Here is a 24335-nt window from a genome sequence, read left to right on the forward strand (position 1 = left end):
ACGGCCGCGTTGATAGCCGCCGCTGGCGCAAAACAGGCAGGAGGGTAAACATACGGGGTTCTCCTTCTCCCCGCGCGGTTCTATTCCATGGTAGATGCTCACGCCCCTCAAGCGATGTGGTGCGGATCATAGGTGATCACCGTACCGTTCGCTGCGTCAGCCTTCTCGGCAAACCCGTTCGGATCGTACTGCCCGAGCAGGACGATGTTCGCCGTGTGAGCACCGTCCGACACCGTCAGAGTGCCGCCGGTTCCCGCCTGGTTCTCCGTGAAGCTCAACGTGGTGCCAGCGCCGAAGCTGATGCCCCTGAGGTCGATGTCGTCGTTGCCATCCAGGCCGCTCACCGTGCCGGAGAAGTGGAAGGCATCATCCAGGATCAGGTGGCCAGCGGCGGTCACATCGAAGGTGACGCCTGCCGCCGAGGCTGCGCCGAACTCGATGGTACCGGCCCCGCTGATCAAGGCGCTACCGCTGCCGGTAACCTCGGCCTCTGCTGTGACCGCGCCGCCATTGGCCCAGATCAGGCCGCTGTTGGCCACCGCACTCTCGAGCACGAGCCCACCTGTGCCGGTCGCCTCCAGCGTACCGGCGTTGATGATCACGTTGGCGCCGGTGTCGATCACCAGAGCATGGGTACCGCTGGCGTCGATAGTGCCCTCGTTGCTGAGCGTCAGGTCACCCTGCCCGATCTGGCCGGCGCCGGAGATCACGTTGTCAACGTTGTCGAGCGAGACGTTCGAGGCCGTGCCGGCGATGATGTTGTGGTCATCGTCGGACAGGACCACGTGGCCACCGCCGTTGAGTGTGACCCCGGTCTGGATTAGCTGCAGCAGCGTGTCGTCGCCGGAGGCCTGCAGGTCGATCTCGCCGGTGTTGTGGATGACACCCGACAGCGGCAGCATCGCGCCGTCCCCAATGGTCATCCGGCCGGAATTTTCGACCGTGGGTGTCACGTCGAACTCAAAGTTTGACGCGGTCAGGTCCGCCGCATGGACGCCGTCCAGGGTGATTGTCTGACCATCTGCGAGCGTGATCACAGCATTGCCGATCGCGTCGTCCGCGGTGTGGGCCTGGACGTCCGCGAAGCTTTGCCAGCCGTAGCTGATGAGGTCGATGGCGTCCGAGGACACCTCGAAACTGTGCACCACGTCGTTGCCAATCGGCTGCGAAAACACAAACGTATCGCGGCCGCTTGAACCGGTCAGATGGTCATCGCCCGACCAAGCAAAAATCGGAGATCCCGGGGCGTACGCTTCGACGTTGTCGCGAACCAGAATTGTGTCAAAGCTACCATCGGGATTAGCCCAGGTGGCGGAAATGGTCACAACCGCGGCTCCGACAAATTCAAGGGGCGTCGTAACTGTGAGCGCGCCTAAGTCGGCCCCCGATACGGCAAATGAACCGTCGCTAAGCTTGGTGCCGTTTGGCACGGTCCACCCCGTTGGGAGGTTTGTTATCGTCACCGAGATAGCGGTGTCGTTTGCTTCGGGTTGATCAAGACCGAGGTTAATCGGCTGACCCGAAATACCCGCAGGAGCTTTTTTCGAAATAGTCAGAGATCCGCCACCGGCCCCGGGATTTCCCGCAAGGTCGGTCCAATAGGGATCCGTGGTAGCCGTGGTGCCACTGTTGAAAACTGTGATTGTTGTACTATTGGAGCTGCCCTTGGTGAACGTCGCGGTCCAGGTGAGGCCGCCATCGGTGGACTGAAGATTGCTCAAATTAGTCCCGCTAGAGCTATCGTTTAGCGATATATCTCCAAGCGTAAGATTCGTAACTTTTTCGCTGAAGGTAAACGTGATCGTTTCGCTATTGCCCGCAGGCAACGAGTTGCCACCCGTAATCGATATCACCGTAGGCGGAGTTGTGTCGGTCGCATTGATAGTGATGTTCGCAGTATCAGTGGCGGTCGAAAATGCCGTCGTACCGCCATTGGATGAGGTGTCCACCTTGACTCCGTTCGAGCCGCTGGTCTGATCCCAAGCGCGGAAGGTGATGGCATTTGTATCTATACCGGTAAAGCCCGCGCTTGGTTGGAAGTAAAGCCGCGTGTTGGCGTCCGCCGAGAGGAGTAGAGCCGTGCTGTTTGACACCGCTCCTACAGGGTTCCACGTTGTGCCGTTATTTGTGGAAAAGAACCAGGTGCCGTGGCTCGTATCGGTACCGGTAAGTGCGATGCCGACCACGGCCCCTGTATCGACATCGGTAACATTGTCCACCCCCCCACTGGGTGGATTAAGATCCACCAAGCTAGAGACCAACGTACCGACAGCTCCCGCTGGCGCACCGCTGCCTTGGTTCTCTGCCGTGAGCACCGGCGTTTTGGACGGATCGAGAACTGGGGCGTCATTGGTGCCGGTCACCGTGATCTTCAGCGTCGTGCTGTTGGACACGAGCCCGCCCGGGTCCTTGGCCGTGTAGGTGAAGGTGTCCATCGCCGTGACACCCGTGGCGAGGCTGTTGGCGGTGTCGGCTACGTAGCTGTACGAGCCGTTCGCATTCAGCGTCAGATGACCGTAGGTGCCCGCGATCGAGGTCGCGACGCCACCCCCCTGCGTTACGGCTCCAGTGCCGGCAACCACGCCGGAGACCACCAGCGTGTTCGTGGCGTTGTCGACATCGGTATCGGCTACTGATCCGCCGGTCGTGCCCTGGACTACGCCATTAGCCGCCAACACCGTGAGCGTAGCATCCTCGTTCACCTCACCAGTATCGGCTTTGGCCACCGGCGCATCGTTGCTGCCGTCGATGGTGAACACGACGTTGGTGGATGCCGTGGCGGTGCCATCGGTGACCGGAACGGTGAAGGTCTCGGTCGGATGGCTGCTGGTGTTGAGCGCCTGGGTGGCGGTCAGCGTATCGTCGAGCGCATAGGTGAGCGTATTGCTGCCGGTATGCAGCGTGGCGGTGCCGTAGGTCCCGGCCTTGGTCCAATTGCCGGAGCCGGCATCGGTCCAGCCGTCGCTGGTCAAGGCGGCGGTGTCGTAGCTGGCGGTGCCGTCGACGTCGCCCTTGGTGATGGTTGCGGTCGCAGTCGCGGTGCCGAGCGTGCCATTGGCAACGCCGCCGGCTTCGACGAGGTTGTGATCGACCAGCGCCGAAACCGTCGGATTGTCGTTGCTGCCGTCGATGGTGAACACGACGTTGGTGGATGCCGTGGCGGTGCCATCGGTGACCGGAACGGTGAAGGTCTCGGTCGGATGGCTGCTGGTGTTGAGCGCCTGGGTGGCGGTCAGCGTATCGTCGAGCGCATAGGTGAGCGTGTTGCTGCCGGTATGCAGCGTGGCGGTGCCGTAGGTCCCGGCCTTGGTCCAATTGCCGGAGCCGGCATCGGTCCAGCCGTCGCTGGTCAAGGCGGCGGTGTCGTAGCTGGCGGTGCCGTCGACGTCGCCCTTGGTGATGGTTGCGGTCGCAGTCGCGGTGCCGAGCGTGCCATTGGCAACGCCGCCGGCTTCGACGAGGTTGTGATCGACCAGCGCCGAAACCGTCGGATTGTCGTTGCTGCCGTCGATGGTGAACACGACGTTGGTGGATGCCGTGGCGGTGCCATCGGTGACCGGAACGGTGAAGGTCTCGGTCGGATGGCTGCTGGTGTTGAGCGCCTGGGTGGCGGTCAGCGTATCGTCGAGCGCATAGGTGAGCGTATTGCTGCCGGTATGCAGCGTGGCGGTGCCGTAGGTCCCGGCCTTGGTCCAATTGCCGGAGCCGGCATCGGTCCAGCCGTCGCTGGTCAAGGCGGCGGTGTCGTAGCTGGCGGTGCCGTCGACGTCGCCCTTGGTGATGGTTGCGGTCGCAGTCGCGGTGCCGAGCGTGCCATTGGCAACGCCGCCGGCTTCGACGAGGTTGTGATCGACCAGCGCCGAAACCGTCGGATTGTCGTTGCTGCCGTCGATGGTGAACACGACGTTGGTGGATGCCGTGGCGGTGCCATCGGTGACCGGAACGGTGAAGGTCTCGGTCGGATGGCTGCTGGTGTTGAGCGCCTGGGTGGCGGTCAGCGTATCGTCGAGCGCATAGGTGAGCGTATTGCTGCCGGTATGCAGCGTGGCGGTGCCGTAGGTCCCGGCCTTGGTCCAATTGCCGGAGCCGGCATCGGTCCAGCCGTCGCTGGTCAAGGCGGCGGTGTCGTAGCTGGCGGTGCCGTCGACGTCGCCCTTGGTGATGGTTGCGGTCGCAGTCGCGGTGCCGAGCGTGCCATTGGCAACGCCGCCGGCTTCGACGAGGTTGTGATCGACCAGCGCCGAAACCGTCGGATTGTCGTTGCTGCCGTCGATGGTGAACACGACGTTGGTGGATGCCGTGGCGGTGCCATCGGTGACCGGAACGGTGAAGGTCTCGGTCGGATGGCTGCTGGTGTTGAGCGCCTGGGTGGCGGTCAGCGTATCGTCGAGCGCATAGGTGAGCGTGTTGCTGCCGGTATGCAGCGTGGCGGTGCCGTAGGTCCCGGCCTTGGTCCAATTGCCGGAGCCGGCATCGGTCCAGCCGTCGCTGGTCAAGGCGGCGGTGTCGTAGCTGGCGGTGCCGTCGACGTCGCCCTTGGTGATGGTTGCGGTCGCAGTCGCGGTGCCGAGCGTGCCATTGGCAACGCCGCCGGCTTCGACGAGGTTGTGATCGACCAGCGCCGAAACCGTCGGATTGTCGTTGCTGCCGTCGATGGTGAACACGACGTTGGTGGATGCCGTGGCGGTGCCATCGGTGACCGGAACGGTGAAGGTCTCGGTCGGATGGCTGCTGGTGTTGAGCGCCTGGGTGGCGGTCAGCGTATCGTCGAGCGCATAGGTGAGCGTATTGCTGCCGGTATGCAGCGTGGCGGTGCCGTAGGTCCCGGCCTTGGTCCAATTGCCGGAGCCGGCATCGGTCCAGCCGTCGCTGGTCAAGGCGGCGGTGTCGTAGCTGGCGGTGCCGTCGACGTCGCCCTTGGTGATGGTTGCGGTCGCAGTCGCGGTGCCGAGCGTGCCATTGGCAACGCCGCCGGCTTCGACGAGGTTGTGATCGACCAGCGCCGAAACCGTCGGATTGTCGTTGCTGCCGTCGATGGTGAACACGACGTTGGTGGATGCCGTGGCGGTGCCATCGGTGACCGGAACGGTGAAGGTCTCGGTCGGATGGCTGCTGGTGTTGAGCGCCTGGGTGGCGGTCAGCGTATCGTCGAGCGCATAGGTGAGCGTGTTGCTGCCGGTATGCAGCGTGGCGGTGCCGTAGGTCCCGGCCTTGGTCCAATTGCCGGAGCCGGCATCGGTCCAGCCGTCGCTGGTCAAGGCGGCGGTGTCGTAGCTGGCGGTGCCGTCGACGTCGCCCTTGGTGATGGTTGCGGTCGCAGTCGCGGTGCCGAGCGTGCCATTGGCAACGCCGCCGGCTTCGACGAGGTTGTGATCGACCAGCGCCGAAACCGTCGGATTGTCGTTGCTGCCGTCGATGGTGAACACGACGTTGGTGGATGCCGTGGCGGTGCCATCGGTGACCGGAACGGTGAAGGTCTCGGTCGGATGGCTGCTGGTGTTGAGCGCCTGGGTGGCGGTCAGCGTATCGTCGAGCGCATAGGTGAGCGTGTTGCTGCCGGTATGCAGCGTGGCGGTGCCGTAGGTCCCGGCCTTGGTCCAATTGCCGGAGCCGGCATCGGTCCAGCCGTCGCTGGTCAAGGCGGCGGTGTCGTAGCTGGCGGTGCCGTCGACGTCGCCCTTGGTGATGGTTGCGGTCGCAGTCGCGGTGCCGAGCGTGCCATTGGCAACGCCGCCGGCTTCGACGAGGTTGTGATCGACCAGCGCCGAAACCGTCGGATTGTCGTTGCTGCCGTCGATGGTGAACACGACGTTGGTGGATGCCGTGGCGGTGCCATCGGTGACCGGAACGGTGAAGGTCTCGGTCGGATGGCTGCTGGTGTTGAGCGCCTGGGTGGCGGTCAGCGTATCGTCGAGCGCATAGGTGAGCGTGTTGCTGCCGGTATGCAGCGTGGCGGTGCCGTAGGTCCCGGCCTTGGTCCAATTGCCGGAGCCGGCATCGGTCCAGCCGTCGCTGGTCAAGGCGGCGGTGTCGTAGCTGGCGGTGCCGTCGACGTCGCCCTTGGTGATGGTTGCGGTCGCAGTCGCGGTGCCGAGCGTGCCATTGGCAACGCCGCCGGCTTCGACGAGGTTGTGATCGACCAGCGCCGAAACCGTCGGATTGTCGTTGCTGCCGTCGATGGTGAACACGACGTTGGTGGATGCCGTGGCGGTGCCATCGGTGACCGGAACGGTGAAGGTCTCGGTCGGATGGCTGCTGGTGTTGAGCGCCTGGGTGGCGGTCAGCGTATCGTCGAGCGCATAGGTGAGCGTATTGCTGCCGGTATGCAGCGTGGCGGTGCCGTAGGTCCCGGCCTTGGTCCAATTGCCGGAGCCGGCATCGGTCCAGCCGTCGCTGGTCAAGGCGGCGGTGTCGTAGCTGGCGGTGCCGTCGACGTCGCCCTTGGTGATGGTTGCGGTCGCAGTCGCGGTGCCGAGCGTGCCATTGGCAACGCCGCCGGCTTCGACGAGGTTGTGATCGACCAGCGCCGAAACCGTCGGATTGTCGTTGCTGCCGTCGATGGTGAACACGACGTTGGTGGATGCCGTGGCGGTGCCATCGGTGACCGGAACGGTGAAGGTCTCGGTCGGATGGCTGCTGGTGTTGAGCGCCTGGGTGGCGGTCAGCGTATCGTCGAGCGCATAGGTGAGCGTGTTGCTGCCGGTATGCAGCGTGGCGGTGCCGTAGGTCCCGGCCTTGGTCCAATTGCCGGAGCCGGCATCGGTCCAGCCGTCGCTGGTCAAGGCGGCGGTGTCGTAGCTGGCGGTGCCGTCGACGTCGCCCTTGGTGATGGTTGCGGTCGCAGTCGCGGTGCCGAGCGTGCCATTGGCAACGCCGCCGGCTTCGACGAGGTTGTGATCGACCAGCGCCGAAACCGTCGGATTGTCGTTGCTGCCGTCGATGGTGAACACGACGTTGGTGGATGCCGTGGCGGTGCCATCGGTGACCGGAACGGTGAAGGTCTCGGTCGGATGGCTGCTGGTGTTGAGCGCCTGGGTGGCGGTCAGCGTATCGTCGAGCGCATAGGTGAGCGTATTGCTGCCGGTATGCAGCGTGGCGGTGCCGTAGGTCCCGGCCTTGGTCCAATTGCCGGAGCCGGCATCGGTCCAGCCGTCGCTGGTCAAGGCGGCGGTGTCGTAGCTGGCGGTGCCGTCGACGTCGCCCTTGGTGATGGTTGCGGTCGCAGTCGCGGTGCCGAGCGTGCCATTGGCAACGCCGCCGGCTTCGACGAGGTTGTGATCGACCAGCGCCGAAACCGTCGGATTGTCGTTGCTGCCATGGATCGTCACCGTCAGCGTCGTGGTAGCCGTCGCCCCCGTGGTATCTTTTACTGTATAGGAGAACGTATCTGTCAGCGTGTCACTAAACGTGCGCAGCGCCTCGACCGCGCCCTGGCCGTTGTTCACCGTATAGGTATAAGAGCCATCGGTATTGAGATGCAGGGTACCGTGCGCACCAACCACATCGGTGCCGGCGCCCGAGCTCAACGCGGCACTGGTGGTTCCCGCCGTAACGCCCGCAACCGTCTTGGAAGCTGCACTGAAATCGAAATCGTTCGTTAGGACGTTGCCGGTCGGATTGACCCCGGCCGTGCCGTTATTAATACCGCCCGCTTCTGTCGCCGATGCTGTATCGGCAGTGGCTGCGATAGTAAGATTGCCCGAGGCATCACGTACTTCAACTTTCTCGATCGCAGAAACCTGCAAATTGAGAGTTTTGAAGGTATAGATGGTACCGTCGGCCTGTCCGGTTTGAGCACTGATGTGCGCGGGAACCCAGACGTTCTTGTAATACGAAATCTCGGCCCGAATATCTGCATCGGCTAACTGCGCGGCGCTCAGCCAGATCTGGAGCGTATCGACATCCGGCGTCGCCCCCGCCTTGCCGAGCTGCACAGCACCATTTCCGCCGTCGTAGGAGTCGTAGCCCTGGAATGTTGTACCTGAGACGACCGTAGACGCGCCAACAATGCCGAGACTCGTCTGATCGGTTCCTGAATAAATAGTCCCGCCGCTGATTTGCTGGTTGGTGGCGGTGAAGCCGGTCGATCCCAAGATGTACTGATTTTCATAGGCCTTATATATCAGGGTATCGGATCCTGATCCGCCCAAAACGGTATCAAAGCCGCTGCCGCCGTTAAGGGTGTCGTCTCCAGAACCACCGTTGAGACGATCGCTACCTGCACCTCCGTACAGCGTGTCGTTGCCAGAACCTCCGACCAGATTGTCGTTAGTGGTTCCCGTCATGATAATGGTGGTGTCGCCGCTGGCGCTTGCCATTAGAGATGCTCCAATAATTCTTTTCGTACAATTCGCGTCACAGCTTCTGCTATTTGATCAAACGGATGCGTGATTAGCTGGCTCGATTCCGGGAATGATGTCTTGATAGAGCGACAGGAAAAGCAATCAGAGCCGGCCGATCACTAGCCGGAGTGAGCGCAGGCTCGATCGGAAGATCGGCTGACAATGAAGAAGCAGAATTTGAAATTCCTTGGAGGCGCGATTCAACTTCGGACCAGTTGATCAGTGGCTGGGCCTTCGGGATGAAATTGACGCGACTCAATACACACTCCTTGAACTCTGCTAACGCAGAGCAGGCGTGATCGCACCCGAAAATCAATTCACAACAACACGCACACGAGGCCCATCAGCAATATTCGTGGCGCGCGGCAAAAAAACCGCGCTTGTGCTATCAAACCGCCTACCGTGAAAAGACTCCGACCGCCATTACCCTGCCCGTTTCGCGTGCGGCCCTGCACTCCGCATGCTCGCAATTTTTCTTGTCTTTCAATATTCAGCTTCGAGAGGCTTCGGCGCCTGGTCCGCAAGACTGCGGGCGGCCAAACCTCTAAACCTAATTGAATGCAATTTGCCGCAAATTTGCGCAGCCGTCTAGAGCCGTGCGATTTGCTCTACTTTAACGATTAACGCCGTGCCGCCATGTGGTTCCCTCCTGTCGTCAACAATGCCCCGTTGATTTACGGGGCCGCCTCAAACGTCGTATCCACGCGTAGCGCCGGTTTGGGCGCCGCGGGCTCCGACGCCATCCCGACCATGCCTTGTTTCGTCACTGAACAGTCCGCGCGCCGGCGCGGCCGATAGCCTGCTGCGCTCCTCTTCGAGCAGCTGCGAATGAAGCTTCTGGATCTGGATGTTGCGCTCGAGCAGGGAAATGGCTCGTGCTTGCACCTGCTCTGCCAACGCTTTGCGCGTGGTACTCTCGGAAACGGCAGCAGCGACCGAACGGGTTCGGCCGCCTTGATTACGCAGGACGCGCGCTGCACCGCCTGTGCGATCTGGTCGGGGAAGGCGCTGCGGCATTCCGTGAGCGCGCCGTTCAGGTTAACCGCTGCCGGCTCAGGCTCGGCCGCCGCTCGATAGCATGGCGAGCGACCCCGCAACAGGCCAGCACGATACAGAGCGAAAGGCGAAAGGACGAGCGCGCGTCGGATATTGTCCCTCAGATCCTGCTGCGCGATTGACCGGGTCACCGGGCATCTCATGAGTACGGCTGACGGCGATGCCGGTATCCCGTGGGCAAGCAGAGGATCCCGAACGAGAATACTCTCGTCCGAGCCCCTCCTCTGCCGTGCGGTCAGACGAAGCCTAAGTTGTTGTAGTGATCTAGATCGGTGTGGAGCTGGCTTGCCGAGAGATCGATGGCTTGACCGAGCAGCGGCACATTTGCCACCGGGCCGCTCCATATCGCAGATGACGTCTTGACGGCCGAGCTCGACGTGAGGTCGTCCGCCACCGACAAGGTATGGAAATCCGCACTGTTTTCGATGGCACCCGGTTTGGCTTGCGTGTATTCGAGCCACTTGATTGCATCATCAATGTCGTGCCTTGCAGTGCCGGCCGAACCATTTCCGATTGCATTACCTTCAAGATAATTGAGCCAAGTGGCTACGACGTCCCTGCCCAACATATAGCGGCCATCCTGGACCTGCTTGTCGGACGCATTCAGCAGCGTAAGTGCATCGGCGGTCGAGATGAACAGCACATTTTCGCCATTGTCTTGGAGACCGTCAAGATTGTAATCACCGATCAAGAGACCCGCTTTGTCAGCAGAGGTAACATGTGTGTCGTGATTTGAATCTACGGCATAGGTAATTTCGCCGCTGGCAAAGCCATCTGTTCCGGCCTGCTTAGGTTGATTATTTGCGTTACCGTCCCAGAATGTTTGCCAGGTCTTTTGTGCCCAGAAGCCGGGCGTCCGCACGCCCGGTCCCAGTAGGACGTGAGCCGTGTCGTAGTCCGTTACGTTTTGATTGTCAGTGACCGTGGCGGTATTATCGAATACGCCATCGCCACCATTGAGCCAGTTGTTGTCCAAGTCCGCTTGGGTCAATGTGTGGGTCGTTGTGTAGGTCCAGGTTTCACCCACATCGAGGACGTGGTTTCCGTTGTCTCCGGTTACGGTCGAATTGTCCAACGTGGCAAGGGAATAGCCTTCCAGCGCATCCGTTACTTTGACCCCGGTTAGCGTCACGTCGCCGGTGTTCTCCACGGTGATCTGATAGGTGATGACATCGCCAACATGATCAGCATGCCCTCCCGTGACGGAAAGGACCGTCTTGGTCAGATCGACCGACGGCTTGTAGTCGATCGGTTGCTCCACCGAGTCGCTGACCGGGGTGGTCTGGTCGCTATCCGCGGTCGCCGTATTGGTGATCTTGTCGTCCTGGGTAAGATCAACCAGGTTCGAGCCGTGATTGTCGATGTCAGCCTGCGTCAGCGTGTAGGTCGCCGCCAGGTCCTCGCTGCTCCCAACAGCCAGGGTCGATAGGCCACCCGTCGGATCGCCCGTCAGCGGGTCGGTCACCGTCACGCCGGTCAACGTCACGTCACCCGTGTTCGCGACATGGATATTGTAGTGAATGATGTCGCCCGCGTCGGTCAGCCCGTCACCATTGACGTCATCTACCGACACCACTGTCTTCACGATCGACATCGACGGCTTGTAGTCGATCGGCTGATCCACCGAGTCGCTGACCGGGGAGGTCTGGTCGCTGTCCGCGGTCGCCGTATTGGTGATCTTGTCGTCCTGGATGAGATCAACCAGGTTGGAGCCGTGATTGTCGATGTCGGCCTGCGTCAATGTGTAGGTTACTGCCAGATCCTCGCTGCTCCCGACGTTAAGCGTCGACAAACCGCTCGCCGGATCGCCCGTCAGCGGGTCGGTCACCGTCACGCCCGTCAGCGTCACATTACCCGTGTTCGCGACGTGGATGTTGTAATGAATGATGTCGCCCGCGTCGGTCAGCCCGTCACCATTGACGTCGTCGACCGATACCACCGTCTTATCGACCGACATCGACGGCTTGTAGTCGATGGCGACAGACGCTGTATCCGTAGCATCCGGAACACCCGGTGCTGACGCTGTAGCCAGATTGTCGATGAAGCCATCACCTGGCGCGCCACCTGCGCCGGTGCCGTAGCCATCCTGGTCGATATCAGCCTGCTGAACGGTGTACGTCGCTGTGTACTGCCAGTGCTCGCCGGGATCGAGCAGGTTATTATGGTTCGTATCACCCAGATTGTACGTCGCATTGTTGAAAGTCGTTGTCACGGCAACAGCAGCCGTGGCGCCTAAGCTTTCGATTTGGTCGGTAACTGACGTGAGGGTAAGCACGCCCGTTCCGGTATTCCCAACCTCGATGGTGTAATCAATCTGCTGGCCGGCATGGTCGACCACCAAATTTTGAGTATTGCCATCGATATCGTGAACCCGTTTGACGACGCTCAGCGCGCCGAGCCCGCTCCCTCCACTTCCGATGACACCCCATTCTTCGAAACCGCTATTTGCAGCATAGTCGCCGCCAACGGCGCCAAACTGCGAATAGAGATAAACGTAAGGGTCGGCTCCGGACGTATCGAAATTGGAAAGTGGGACAAGGATCACATAATCACCCTTGCCGCTGCCCGCATCCCACTGCGCGTTAAGCAAAACCGTATTGTCGCCAAGGTCGAATTTTGGCGTTTCGCCGGCGAAGTCGGTCAGGAGATTACCGCTGCTTTCCTGATAGATCTTCAATTGATCCAACGAGATCAATTGGGGTTGGTTGGCCGACCCGTTTTGATTGATGTCGAGTCTGAACTCGAGGTACTGAATTCCTGCAACGGTGCCGTTCTGACCATCTCCGGTGACCACCGGAATCGACGAAAGCAGGATTGCGTTGGTATGCGATGCTTGTTTGTCGTCAAGCGGCAGAGGCGAGCCATCCGTATTGTAGCCCTGCTCGGTGCCGTTGTTCTGCATAACCAGAAAGCTGTCGAATACGCCTGTGCCGGTCGAAACAACCGACGTTACGTTCGTGAAAACTGCTCCGGTATCGGTGGTGGCTGTTGAGCTCTGAGCTGTAACGTCGATGGTAGCCATGAAGCCTTAACTCCCTAAAATATAAGCATTCGCGGCAATGATCCGGCGCTGTATCCGGATCACCTGACCGCGCATTGCACGCGGTTGCTAAGCGCACGCAGCAAAAAAACCGCACCGCTAACGCGCTGCGGGGACGCACAAATTCATACTGGCATGTAATCCGCTTTTTCAAATTAACGCAATATCAACCTATCCGGGAAGAGATCGATCTCCCCCCGCCCATCCGATCTGCGCTCTTCCCAGCTTTCGCCAGCGCGCCGACCTCAAAAATGCAAATGATTCCTGCTGGATGACCATTGAAATTTCAAATCCGGTCAAACCGTTGCTCGGCGCTCGCTTCGGACGCAAGCCCTCCGGCCAACGATGCAGGTAATTGTGGACCTCTCCGCGCAGACCAAGCCTCTGCGCCGAAAGAGCAGGTATCGCAGCTCCTCTCGAGAACGGCTCCCAAATTCCCTGATCGCGGGAGCGCCTGGCAGACCTTCCGCGGCACGAAGGCGCAGAATAGCGAAATAATGGCATGGCCGCTTGCAAGCCGGCCCGCGACCGCCGCCTTATCAGCAAGCGCACGATTCGTACGCTAGCCGCGATCGCAAGAACTTCCGCTTCTTCCCTGCCGAGTCCTTGCTCCAGAATTAATCATTTCGGCTAGGGTGCTCAGGATACGCCCATGGAATTTTAGAACCACGCGCGCCACCTGAGCAGACACAAACAGAGGCGAACGAGGACTCAAATGATGTTCAACGTCACGAGAACCGAATTCCTCCTCTATGTCATCGCCGCATTGACGATTGCAGTGCTGATCGCTTGGGACGAGCCGTGGATCATGGGACGAATATGAAGGCTTTCTCGAGAGAACCGGCACGCGATGCAATCCGCAGCATGACGAGAAAAACCCAAGGCAGGCATGCCGACGCAGCCCTCGGAGGTACGCGGTACGCTAATTAGGTCTGATCGCGAATCTATGAGATGACGCCCCACTGGTCGACTACTGCGCGCCAGGCCAGATCCTGCGCTGGCCCTTCCATTTGCCAGCGACGTAAGACCGAGGTGCGCCTTGGCGTTGCCGAGCACTTGGTTTGCGCCCAGGTGAAGGCCGAAGGCGCGCCAAGCTCGCTCTCGATCCGCCAGACGCGTTCTGGGCTCGCGCATGATCAAGTTGATGGGCGCCTCGGCGGTTAGTCTTCACCAGATCCCCGTCTTCCTCGCATCAGGGTTGCGTATTCAAGGCCGAGCAACAGGATCAGACGATAAAGGCCGTAGCCAGTCGGACAGGCTTCGTAACAGAGCTGCACACCGACAAAACGGCTGGCGATCCGTTCAACGACCCGGCGCATTCTGGTCTCCGACGCGCCGCATGGCGGCGCAACCCGGGATCAAACCCGCCGAGACCCAAGCCACGGGCCACAAGGATCCCCGGAGTTGTAGCACGGAATGCGGGGCGGCAGTTTGCCGCCCCGAAGTTCGCCGACGCCTCAGGTTATTTGGCTGCTTCCTCTTGCGGCTGCGGCGGTGCCTTGGGCATCGACGTCAGCATACGAATTTTCCACTGGCCATTCTCACGAACATCGAGACTGGTCCAGAAAGCGTTCAATTCCAGAGGATCACCTTTCTCACTCTTGCCGGTTACGCGGGCCTCGCCGGTTCGCATAGCCATGTTCTCCGACAAGAGCTGAACGTCGGTTGTTCTTATTTCCAAGTGATTCATCCCGGCCTTGAACGCTCCTTCATAGTACTTCGTGTTGTCAACAATCCCCATTGGCGTAACGCGCAGGTAATTTTTCGCAAAAAGTGAAGTAATGCCTGCAGCATCCTGCTTGTTGAAATACTGCTCATAGGCGGTGCTAATCTTCCCGAGTTCGTCCTTCTGACTTTGATCGAATGCATTTGCAGGAACTGCAGAAAGTAACAGTGAGAAACATACTGCTCCGAATAATTTGCGCATAATGTTCTTCCCTCTGTTGAAGCCTCAGGGATGGAGGCGGAGGCCCGCCTCCATCGCTTGCTTAGTCTGTGATCGCCAGCCTAGACCTTGATGCAGATCAAAGTGCGTCGGCCTGTGGGCACTTCGCGTAGCACGCGCTCTAACAGCCCACCCACCACGTGCGAAGCTATCTGAGGCACCCACGGTCGTATTCGTGGCCGAGCCACAGGATTAGGCGATAGAGCCCGTAGCTAGTCGAACCAGCCTCGCACAGCGATGCACACCAACAAGCCGGCTGGCGGTCCGTTTAAAGGCTCGACGCATGCCGGTTGCCGACGCATCGACCTCACGGAAAAAGCGATCCTCTCCTCCCCGGCTTGTTTCGGCGATCGCGATGGCATTTTTCAGATTCGCGACGTCGATTCCGACAAAGCTTCTCAACAAACTGCCACGGCTCGTCCTCCCATGATGAGGATCGGCTCGGACCGCCCAATTGCCGCAGTGTAGGCGAGCCACCTCTCGGGAAGAGGCGGACATATGACCTTCCACTCAATAACACGTCCCGGAATCCCCTCCCAGCCGGCCGCAACTTTCCCCATTGGATTGCCGCCACTGTGTGACCGCCAGCGGCGGCTTGCTCCCGTCCGCGGGCGCGGCCGATAGCCTGCTGCGCTCCTCTTCGAGGAGCTGCGAATGCAGCTTCTGAATCTGGATGTTGCGCTCAAGCAGGGACATTGTTCTTGCTTGAACCTGCTCGGCCAGCGCTTTGCGCAGCGCATTCTCCCGATCAAGCAGATCGGGAAACGGCAATAGCGGTCGGACGAGCTCGGTCGCCTTGATCACACACGACGCTCTCGCGACCGCCTGCGCGATCTGATCCGGAAACGCGTTCCGGCATTCCGCGAGTGCGCCGTTCAGGTTGACCGGTTCCGCCGCCGGTGCCGGCGTCCCTGTCGCCTCCGGCGTCGGCGTCGGTGTCGTTGTCGCCGCTGGTGTCGGCTCTGTGGCCGCTGTTGCCGTCTCCGTTATTGGATCCGGTGCCGGTCCCGCCTCCTTCTCGATGGCCTGGCGAGCGGCCCCGCAACAGGACAGCATGATGCAGAACGAGAGAACGACCAAGCATCTCGCGCGCCTTGCCCAACACTCCCTGGTGCCCGCCTCGATCGGACGCCCGATTGCCCCATCGATCACGGCAAGCCCCATCGCGAGCGCCCCACCCTGCCTCCTGCTGATCGGAACATCGAGCAATGGGTCGATCGCGACGGCTCGTTAGCAATGCATGCGAGAGACTGGTTGAGGCGGCGCGACAGACACGCCGCCGCGCATCCACACCCGCCCGCTAGAATAACCATCTGCGTAATGTGGGCACGCAAGGCCGTCCTTCCTGCGGCGAAATTGGTATCGACCAAAACCTGCATCTGCAAAAAAGTGGTATCTCGAAATATCGCGCCGGCACGAAATGATGCCGCTACACTAGATTGATTTTAGATGTAGTTTTGTCGGTGACGCAACAATGGCCTTGTGAGTAGCGGCGCGGCGGCACGGCCGCGCTGCACCTTTGCTCGGCATCGACGGCGGGCGTTCGTTTCTGACGCTGCAGAGATCAGAATCGGCGTTGCGCACGTGCTCGAACCGCCGATGCCATCGAATTGCCATGGCGGCCAATTTTTCTGCGCTGGCGAATGCGCCTTCGTGCTTCGTCGGCGCGAACGGCCGCATCGTTGTTCAACGACAATCGTTTTGTTTGCGTGGGCGGCCAGCCGCGCGCTTTCGACCGTTATGTTATCAACAGGCGCACGATTCGTATGGCATTCGGGTTGGCGAAAATTTTCACTTTTTCCAGGGCGAGTCCTTGCTCTAGGATCAGTCATGTCAGTTTTGGCGCTCACCCACGATGCGCTCGAGGAATTTTCAGAACCGAAGCGTACACACTGATCCGGGCGTCATGGGGATTTGAGATGGCCGATCGCATTGCACTTTTCATCGATGGCGCGAATCTTCACACCACGGTCAAGAACCTCGGCTTCGAAGTCGACTTCCGGCGACTGCTGTCGGAGTTCGGCAAGCATGGACAGATCGTCCGCGCCTACTTCTACACGGTCGTGAGAGACGACGACGAGTTCAGCAGCCTTCGGCCGCTGGTGGATTGGCTCGATTACAACGGATATGCGGTCAGGAGAAAGTTAGCCAAAACGCACGATGACGGCGAAGGGCGGCGGCGAATGAAGCGCAGCATCGGCATCGAGCTCGCGGTCGACGCATTGGAAATCGCGCACCGCATCGACCACGCGTACCTGTTCTCTGGCGACGGTGATCTGCGCGCCGTTGTCGAAGCCGTCAGGCGGGCTGGTGTCCGCGTGACGGTCGTTTCCAGCATCCGAACAAAGCCTCCCATGATCGCCGATGAGCTTCGCAGGCAAGCTGACGTCTTCCTCGAACTCGAAAGCCTCAGGGCATCGATCGAACGTCCAGCGCACCCGATCGCGCCCGAGTAAAATCGCGGGCGCCTCTTCCGGCGAGGAAGCAAAGCAGCTCTGTTTGTCCGTAAATCACCGAGTTGCGCGAGTCAGGCGCTGACATCACTATCCTCCAAACAACGAAACAGAGGGTAACACCCATGTGGAGGTCGGTTGGCTGCCTGTTGCTGTTCTTGGCGGCGACGAGCGCTGCGATCGCCGAACCTTCCCGGTTCACCTGCGACACGCCGCGGGGCAAACGGGTCGAGCTCGGCCCGTCAGGCAAAGGCGGCGACGCCCAGTGGATCGATGACGATCTCGATACGGTCCGGCCCGCCGTCGTGATCGATGGCGACACCTTCACGGTCACTTGGGGGACATCTGTCGCGGCAGAAGGCAAGGGAGGAGCCAAGCTCACGACCTACGTCTTTGCGGCCGCCCGCCGTACCGCCGCGTCGATCTTCGCGACCCGCACGGACGACACCACGGCCGAGATCTTCCGGTTCTATTTTGGCGACAAGTCGCTCTACAAACTAACGAGCCGACTGGGAGGCCCCTCCGCGGACACCAAGGCCGCGCCCTTCGTTGCAACCTACCTGGCGACCTGTCGCCAGCAGTAGCCGGCTGCCGCCAACCTTAAGATGGGCTTAACTGATCTTTCATGTTCCGGTCCCCGGTGTTGCGGCTCGGCACCAGTTCGCGCGATCACAGAACATCATATAAATCACTGAATTTTAATAAAAATGTTTAGATTTGCGCGCACCGGACCTCGGATGGTTCGGCCCCCACTTAGGCCGCCTGTGTGGCTGAAATGTCATAGGTCGCGGAACTGTCCTTTGTTACCCTTTGGAGGATTCTACATAATATTTTTGTGAGTAGGGGCTGAGATTATGAAGTCGGCATACACGGTCATAGCGTGCCTATGTCTGGCGGCAACGCCAGCATGTGCCGAGGTTTTTTCTATTAATGATGCTTTGCGCCAGGCCATGCAGACCAACCCGGGTATCGGCGAGGCTTCGGCGAACCGGCGGGCGACGGAAAGCGAGCTGCGGCAAACCCAAAGCACACTGCTGCCGCAGGTGCGCATTGACGCCAGCTACGGCCCGGAAAAATTCGATCAATCGCCGGGCTTCATCACCCCGAACATTCAGGCGGCGCCGACCGTGGGTTCAGGACCATGGCGCAATGGCAGCCAGGAATCGGTCGTGGTGCGCCAGCTGCTGTGGGACGGTTTTTCGTCGATCTATGACGTCTGGCGCCAGACCGCGCGGGTCAATGCCGCCGCCTCCCGCGTCAAGGAGAGAACCGAGCTGCTGGCCCTCGACGCCGCCGAAGGCTACATCGACGTCACGCGCTACATGCGGCTGGTCAGTCTTGCCCAGCAAAACGTCGCCAACCACGAAAAGATCTTTTCAAACGTGAACTCCCGCTTCTCGGGCGGCCGGGCGGGCGAAGGCGATCTGGAGCAAGCCCGCGAGCGCGTCGAGGCTGCCCGTGCGGCACTTGCCGAATTCCAGCGCAGCCTGGATGACGCCAGGGCGAAGTACCGCAAGACGGTTGGCCTCGAGCCGATCAATGTTCGCTTCCCCGCCCCTCTCGCGGGATTGCCGCACAGCCGCGACGAAGCGTTGGCGACCACGCTCCGGTTCAACTCGACGATCGCGGCGGCACAGTCCGACGCCGACGCCGCCAAGCACGCGTTCAAGGCCACCGACGGCACCTTCGGTCCGAAATTCTATCTCGAGGGACGGGCAACCCATTACGACAACTCCTACCCATACGTGGCGGCCCCGGGAACTCCCGCCATCACGCATGAGGACTACAGTGGGAAGGTTGTCATGTCGTGGGACATCTTCCGCGGCGGCCAGGACGCGTGGAATCGGTCAGAGAAGGCCGAGCGCTACACCGAAGCCACCATGCGCCACGCTCGCCTGCAACGCGACGCCTATGAGTCGATCGACAAGGCGTGGAATGCCCGTACGATTACGGCCACGCGCATCGGTGCTCTGACCCGTGAGCTGGAAGCAGCCAGGAAGACCATCACGGCCTACCAGAAGGAATACGAACTCGGTCAGCGCTCCCTGATCGATCTCTTGAACGCGCAGAACCAGTTCTTCAACACGTCGGTCTCGCTCACCTCAGCCCGCGGCGTCGTGGTCTTCGCGGACTACCAGCTGCTGGCCGCGATGGGCACCTTGATCGAGTATCTGAAGGCTCCGCCGCCGGTCGATGCTGCGCCGACGGACATGCTTTCGATCGGCCTGCCCCGCTACTCGTTCCCGACCCTTCGCGTGAACCTCCCGCAAACCGGGTCCGAGCCGCTGCGCGTCGCCGCTCCGGCGCCTGTCGCCCGTCCTGCCAAGACCTATGCGGCGGCCCAGCCGAAGGATGTTGGCTTTGCGGACCGCTTCACCGGTGCGACGACGACCGCAGCGGTGCCCGGTTCAGCGGAATGGATGCAGCAGCAAAAGACCGCTGCGGACGGCCCGAACGTCATTTACACGGACCCTTCGGTCACGGCGAACGCGAGCTCCTATGCGTCGACCAAGCCCCACTGGCTGCTGTCGGCCTTCCCGAGTTCCGCTCGGTAGCGACCGCCAACAAGCTCAGGACAAGACTGCCGGAAGGGCCCCAAGTCGGGGCCCTTTCGATTCCTTATTAATCGTTAAGATAAGTTTCGCTGAATTTGTTCGCTGTTTGTTGTAGTCTGCCCGAAATCTAATGCGATTGCTGCATTTCCATTTTGCTTGTCGAGGTTTCAGTTGTTGTTTCGAACCCCCAGCGCGGCGGCCGACGCCGTCCGCCCCTCGCCGGATGACTCAACCTCAAAGCCTGTCGCGATAAATGGGCCACGCGCGCTGGGCGACGATCCCCTCACCGCATCGTTGACTTATCTCGCCGCCCATCACGGCCGCGCGGTCAGCCGCGAAGCTCTGCTCGGCGGACTTCCGATCACGGACGGACGCTTGTCCGTTTCGCTCTATGACCGCGCGGCCAGGCGCGCCGGTCTGGAAACCGAGGCCGTCAAGCGCGACATTTCAGACATTCCCGCGCTGGTCCTGCCGGCCGTCCTTGTCATGAAGAACGGCTCTGCGCTGATCCTTCTGGGTGTGGACCCGGCGAACAGGTCGATCAAGGTCGTTGATCCGGCGACGCCGAACAGCCCGCGCGTCGCCGACATCGCCTCGCTCGCCACGGACTATACCGGCTATGCGTTCCTGGTGAGAAGCGCGCCGCAGGCCGATGCGCGCGCCGTCGCCGCAGGCGACATCCCCAAGAGCCACTGGTTCTGGTCGGTGGTGAAGACGCATTGGCGCAGCTACGGGCACATCGCGGTCGCGGCCTTTCTGACCAACATCCTCGCGCTGGCGACACCGCTGTTCACGATGAGCGTCTATGACCGTGTCATCCCCAACGGGGCGATCCCCTCCCTGATCGCTCTCTCGATCGGCATGGGGCTCGGCATCGTGTTCGATTTCATCTTCCGCATGGTCCGCAGCCGCATGATCGACGTGACCGGCAAGACCATCGACGTCGTGCTGGCCGCAAACATTTTCGAGCACGTGATGTCGGTGAAGATGGCGCAGCGGCCGACTTCGGTTGGCATCCTGGCCAATCAGCTCCGCGACTTCGACTCGGTGCGCGAGTTCTTCACCTCCGGAAGCGTGGTTTCGGCAACCGATCTGCTGTTCGCCATTCTCTTCGTTGGGGTGCTGTTCCTCATCGCCGGACCGCTGGCCTGGATCCCGCTGATCATGCTGCCGCTGGTCATGCTGATCGGCTTCTTGCTGCAGCGCCCGCTCGATCGCGCCATCAAGCGGCTGCAGGCCGAATCCGCCGCCCGGCACGGCGTGCTGGTCGAGTCGCTGTCCGGCCTCGAAACCGTCCGTGCAACCGGCGCCGAGGCCCGCATGCAGACCTTGTGGGAACGCTCGGTTGCCGCGACCGCCCGATCCGGCGAGGACGTTCACTTCTGGTCGTCGATGTCGCTGACGAGCGCGAGCACGGCCCAGCAGATCACGAGCCTGCTCCTCGTCATCGTCGGCATTTTCCTGATCCTCGACGGCAAGCTGAGCGTCGGCGCGCTGGTCGCCGCAAACATGCTCGCCGGGCGCGTCCTGGCGCCGATCGCCGGGATCGCCTCGGTGATCACCAAGGGTACGCAGACGATCACGGCCCTCAAGGCGATCGATCGCATCATGTCGATCGAGCGGGAACGCTCGCCGACCCGGTCCTACGTCGCAAGACGAATCGAAGACGGCAAGGTCGCCTTCGAGAACGTATCGTTCGCCTACCCCAACGCGCCGGGTAACGCGCTCGAAAAGGTCAGCTTCAAGATCGAGGGCGGAGAAAGGGTCGGCATCATCGGCAGGGTGGGCTCTGGCAAGACCACGGTCGGCAGGTTGCTGCTCGGATTTTACGAGCCGAAGGAAGGCCGCATCCTGGTCGATGGCGTCGACTCGCGCCAATACGATCCCTCGGACCTGCGCGCCGGCATCGGCTTTGCGATGCAGGATACCGACCTGTTCTTCGGCAAGCTGCGCGACAACATCGCCCTTGGCAAGCCGGAAGCAACCGACGAGGAAGTCCTGCTTGCCGCGCGGCTTTCGGGCGTCGAAAGCTTCATCGCCGGTCACCCGATGGGCTATGACATGCCCATCTCGGAAGGCGGCCGCAGCCTGTCGGGCGGCCAGAAGCAGGCCATCGGACTCGCGCGCGTTCTGATCCGCAAGCCTCGCGTGCTCTTTCTCGACGAGCCGACGGCGCACTTCGATATTCGCAGCGAACAGGAGTTCCTTGAGCGGCTCAAGGGCCTCAATGATGATCGCATGACCATCATCATTTCGACCCATCGCTTATCATTGCTGAATATGGTCGATCGCTTGCTGCTGTTCGACAATGGCCGCCTGGTTGCCGACGGCCCGCGCGACAAGGTGCTCGCTTTGCTCCAGGGCCGGCCGGCGTCCGCGGCCCCGTCGCCGGAGAATACGATTCAGCCGAAATCCGCATAACGAGCAAATACATTATGGCGTCTTCCGATTTCACATTTGCAAATGATATCCGGTCCGCGGCGCTGCTGCGCACGCCGCGCACCTCCCGCATGCTGCTGTGGACGTCGTGCGCGCTGCTTGCGACGTTCTTGATCTGGGCTCATTTTGCCGTGCTGGACGAGGTCAAGCGCGGCAGCGGCCGCGTCGTGCCGTCGCGGCAGATGCAGGTGGTTCAATCGCTCGAAGGCGGGATCGTCGGCGACATCCTGATCCGGGAAGGCGACATCGTTCAGCAGGGCCAGTCCCTGATGCGGATCGATGATACGAAATTCGCTTCCGAGTTCGGCGAAATCCGCGAGCGCCGCGCGGCGATGGCGGCGCGGGTGGCCCGCCTCGACGCCGAGGCGCGCGGCCGAGCCGAGATCACCTTCCCGGACGATCTCGACAAGATGGTTCCCGCCGCCGTCGCGACCGAGACCAGCGTGTTCAAGATGCGGGGTCAGAAGGTCGCGCAGGACATCGACGTCCTCAACCAGCAGGTCACTCGCCTCACCGGCTCCCTCAAGCTCCTCGAGCGCGAGCAGACCCTGACGCGCAGGCTGTATGAGCAGAAGGTGGTGCCCGAGATCGAGATGCTGCGACTTGATCGGCAGGCAACCGAAATGAAGGGACAGCTGGCCGAAGCGCAGTCGAAGATCGCGAACATCACCGCGTCGTTCCGTTCACAGGCCGACGAGGACCTGGCCAAATCGCGTGCCGACCTCGCCGTGCTCGACGAGAATATCAAGTCCGCCCAGGACCGGGTGCGCCGCACGGATCTGAAGGCGCCGGTCCACGGCATCGTCAACAAACTGAACATCAGCACCATCGGTGCCGTCGTGCAGCCGGGCGCCAACCTGATGGACATCGTGCCGCTGGACGACACGCTGCTGGTGGAGGGCCGGATTCGCCCCCAGGACATCGCGTTTATCCGTCCCGACCAGGACGCGGTGGTGAAGATCAGCGCCTATGATTCCTCGGTCTACGGATCGCTGAAGGGCAAGGTCGAACGCATCAGCGCCGACACCATCGTCGACGACAAGGCGGAAAAGACCGAACGCCAGGAGACCTTCTACCGGGTCATGGTGCGTACCGATAAGAACCATCTCGGCACCGAGCAGCATCCGCTGCCGATCATTCCGGGCATGGTGACCACGGTCGAGGTCTTGACCGGCGAGAAGTCCGTGCTGGACTACATCGTGAAGCCCGCCCGCCTGCTGCGTGACGAGGCCCTGCGCGAACGCTGATCGGGACCACGGATTCCGTGGTTAACCGATCGTGACCTCGGTTCGTTCAATTTCGAACGAACCGGCAAACCCCGGATTGACCGCCTTTTCGACATTCGAGGCGGCGCCCCCCTCCACTTAACTCCGCTTAAGCGGCCAAGGCGCCAGTTTGCGTCCCGATAACAGCGGGGACGCAGATCGACGCACAGACGTTGACGGTCCCCGACATTGGGGACGTCATATGAAGTCGCTGAACTTTGCTTCGTCGGCGGTCATGGCCGCGGCTGCGCTGACAATCGGTCTTTGCGCAGCGCCTGTCGCATTTGCCGCGGACGGGCTCTCTGTCGGAAAACCCGCCGGCGAGCTCGCGCCCGCTGCGGACGCCGCGTCAAACCGCCCGCCTGCCACCTTCTTCACCATCGCCGACGTCCTGGCCAAGCTCGACCGGCAGCGCGGCCGGGGTCCGAACGCCATTCGCACCGCCTCGCTCACACCGCCAAATACCGCGACCGACGCGGTGCCCGCGGCAAAGCCGCTTCCGCCTGTCGGCGCCGAGCCGTTTGGCCTGTTCACCTTCCGCGCACCGGAAAACGGCCTGTGGCGCAAATGGCGCGGCCTCGAATCCGATCTCGCAAAGGAGGCGAGCGTTCTCGAGCAATGCCGCGAGAGCGCGACCGGCTGCCCGTCGCAAGCCGCGCAATTCCTTCGCCTGATCGGCGCGGTCAAGTCCAAAGCCGGACGCGACCGGCTGGATGAGGCCAATCGCGCCGTCAATCAGGCGATCCGCTATGTCAGCGACTTCGCCCAGCACGGCGAGGCCGACCGCTGGACCGCCCCGCTCGCCACCTTCGCGACCGGCAAGGGCGACTGCGAGGACTATGCGATCGCAAAATACATCGCGCTCAGCGAAGCCGGCTTCCCGCGCGAGGATCTGCGCCTGGTGCTGGGCCGCGATCGCGCCATCCGCCAGGATCATGCCGTGCTGGCGGCGCGCCTGGACGGCCATTGGCTGATCCTGGACAGCCGCCGCTCCGAACTGATTGATGACGGCGAGCTCGGCAACTTCACGCCGATGTTCGCGATCAACGACCGCGGCGTGCAGCTGTTTGCGGCACCTTACGCCAAGCGGCTCCCGCTCGGCGATGAACTTGACGCGGCGCCGGCGGCCGCCAATGCGGCGGAGACCGAATGGACCGGCGTGGAAGCGCTGGACGCGGCAAGCCCGCTCTTGGGCTTCCTGCCCGTGCTGATGTGATTGCGCGCAAGAAAGGCGACAATT

The 24335-nt window shown here is 61.5% G+C and carries 12 protein-coding genes; 7 read left to right on the top strand and 5 right to left on the bottom strand.

The window, feature by feature from the left end; translation table 11 throughout:
- Positions 1-107 precede the first annotated feature (107 nt).
- From J2R78_RS00600 to J2R78_RS00615, 4 genes are all read right to left on the bottom strand, one after another.
- Positions 108-8318: a VCBS domain-containing protein gene (locus J2R78_RS00600; RefSeq protein ID WP_253609337.1), complete on the bottom strand. Its 8211-nt coding sequence runs from the start codon at positions 8316-8318 to the stop codon at positions 108-110.
- Positions 8319-9633: 1315 nt separating this feature from the next.
- The gene (locus J2R78_RS00605) at positions 9634-12420 is read right to left on the bottom strand and encodes a DUF11 domain-containing protein (protein WP_253609339.1); all 2787 of its coding nucleotides are present in this window, start codon (positions 12418-12420) and stop codon (positions 9634-9636) included.
- A gap of 1178 nt (positions 12421-13598) precedes the next feature.
- The gene (locus J2R78_RS00610; RefSeq protein WP_253609340.1) at positions 13599-13757 is read right to left on the bottom strand and encodes a hypothetical protein; all 159 of its coding nucleotides are present in this window, start codon (positions 13755-13757) and stop codon (positions 13599-13601) included.
- 143 nt (positions 13758-13900) lie between these two features.
- Positions 13901-14365 (bottom strand): nuclear transport factor 2 family protein, encoded by a 465-nt coding sequence (locus J2R78_RS00615; protein WP_253587259.1) that lies wholly within the window; start codon positions 14363-14365, stop codon positions 13901-13903.
- A gap of 255 nt (positions 14366-14620) precedes the next feature.
- On the opposite strand from J2R78_RS00615, the gene J2R78_RS00620 reads away from it, so the two are divergent.
- On the top strand, positions 14621-14851 hold the full coding sequence (locus J2R78_RS00620; RefSeq protein WP_253609341.1) for a hypothetical protein: 231 nt from the start codon (positions 14621-14623) through the stop codon (positions 14849-14851).
- Between the two features lie 42 nt (positions 14852-14893).
- Here the strand turns inward: J2R78_RS00620 and J2R78_RS00625 are convergent, their stop codons facing one another.
- Complete coding sequence (locus J2R78_RS00625) at positions 14894-15463, bottom strand: hypothetical protein (protein ID WP_253609342.1); 570 nt, start codon at positions 15461-15463, stop codon at positions 14894-14896.
- Between the two features lie 839 nt (positions 15464-16302).
- Between J2R78_RS00625 and J2R78_RS00630 the strand changes: the two genes are divergently transcribed.
- The 6 genes from J2R78_RS00630 to J2R78_RS00655 all read left to right on the top strand — a co-directional run bounded on the left by J2R78_RS00630 (position 16303) and on the right by J2R78_RS00655 (position 24311).
- Complete coding sequence (locus tag J2R78_RS00630; protein WP_253609343.1) at positions 16303-16839, top strand: NYN domain-containing protein; 537 nt, start codon at positions 16303-16305, stop codon at positions 16837-16839.
- Positions 16840-16961: 122 nt separating this feature from the next.
- Positions 16962-17420, top strand: coding sequence for a hypothetical protein (locus tag J2R78_RS00635; protein ID WP_253609344.1), 459 nt, complete (start codon positions 16962-16964; stop codon positions 17418-17420).
- A gap of 366 nt (positions 17421-17786) precedes the next feature.
- Entirely contained in the window at positions 17787-19391 is a 1605-nt protein-coding gene (locus J2R78_RS00640; protein WP_253609345.1) for a TolC family outer membrane protein, read from the top strand.
- A gap of 249 nt (positions 19392-19640) precedes the next feature.
- Positions 19641-21812 (top strand): type I secretion system permease/ATPase, encoded by a 2172-nt coding sequence (locus tag J2R78_RS00645; RefSeq protein WP_309145034.1) that lies wholly within the window; start codon positions 19641-19643, stop codon positions 21810-21812.
- Positions 21813-21826: 14 nt separating this feature from the next.
- Entirely contained in the window at positions 21827-23077 is a 1251-nt protein-coding gene (locus J2R78_RS00650) for an HlyD family type I secretion periplasmic adaptor subunit (protein WP_018270880.1), read from the top strand.
- A 220-nt stretch (positions 23078-23297) separates the two neighbouring features.
- On the top strand, positions 23298-24311 hold the full coding sequence (locus J2R78_RS00655; RefSeq protein ID WP_253609347.1) for a transglutaminase-like cysteine peptidase: 1014 nt from the start codon (positions 23298-23300) through the stop codon (positions 24309-24311).
- Positions 24312-24335: the final 24 nt, after the last annotated feature.

Source organism: Bradyrhizobium sp. USDA 4538 (assembly GCF_024171045.1).
In the GTDB taxonomy this organism is placed as follows: domain Bacteria; phylum Pseudomonadota; class Alphaproteobacteria; order Rhizobiales; family Xanthobacteraceae; genus Bradyrhizobium; species Bradyrhizobium australafricanum.

What these genes read in the sequence shown, in the direction of transcription:
- J2R78_RS00600 (WP_253609337.1), bottom strand. Translation starts at nt 8,318, where the DNA reads ATGGCAAGCGCCAGCGGCGACACCACCATTATCATGACGGGAACCACT.
- J2R78_RS00605 (WP_253609339.1), bottom strand. Translation starts at nt 12,420, where the DNA reads ATGGCTACCATCGACGTTACAGCTCAGAGCTCAACAGCCACCACCGAT.
- J2R78_RS00610 (WP_253609340.1), bottom strand. Translation starts at nt 13,757, where the DNA reads ATGCGCCGGGTCGTTGAACGGATCGCCAGCCGTTTTGTCGGTGTGCAG.
- J2R78_RS00615 (WP_253587259.1), bottom strand. Translation starts at nt 14,365, where the DNA reads ATGCGCAAATTATTCGGAGCAGTATGTTTCTCACTGTTACTTTCTGCA.
- J2R78_RS00620 (WP_253609341.1), top strand. Translation starts at nt 14,621, where the DNA reads ATGCACACCAACAAGCCGGCTGGCGGTCCGTTTAAAGGCTCGACGCAT.
- J2R78_RS00630 (WP_253609343.1), top strand. Translation starts at nt 16,303, where the DNA reads ATGGCCGATCGCATTGCACTTTTCATCGATGGCGCGAATCTTCACACC.
- J2R78_RS00635 (WP_253609344.1), top strand. Translation starts at nt 16,962, where the DNA reads ATGTGGAGGTCGGTTGGCTGCCTGTTGCTGTTCTTGGCGGCGACGAGC.
- J2R78_RS00640 (WP_253609345.1), top strand. Translation starts at nt 17,787, where the DNA reads ATGCAGACCAACCCGGGTATCGGCGAGGCTTCGGCGAACCGGCGGGCG.
- J2R78_RS00650 (WP_018270880.1), top strand. Translation starts at nt 21,827, where the DNA reads ATGGCGTCTTCCGATTTCACATTTGCAAATGATATCCGGTCCGCGGCG.
- J2R78_RS00655 (WP_253609347.1), top strand. Translation starts at nt 23,298, where the DNA reads ATGAAGTCGCTGAACTTTGCTTCGTCGGCGGTCATGGCCGCGGCTGCG.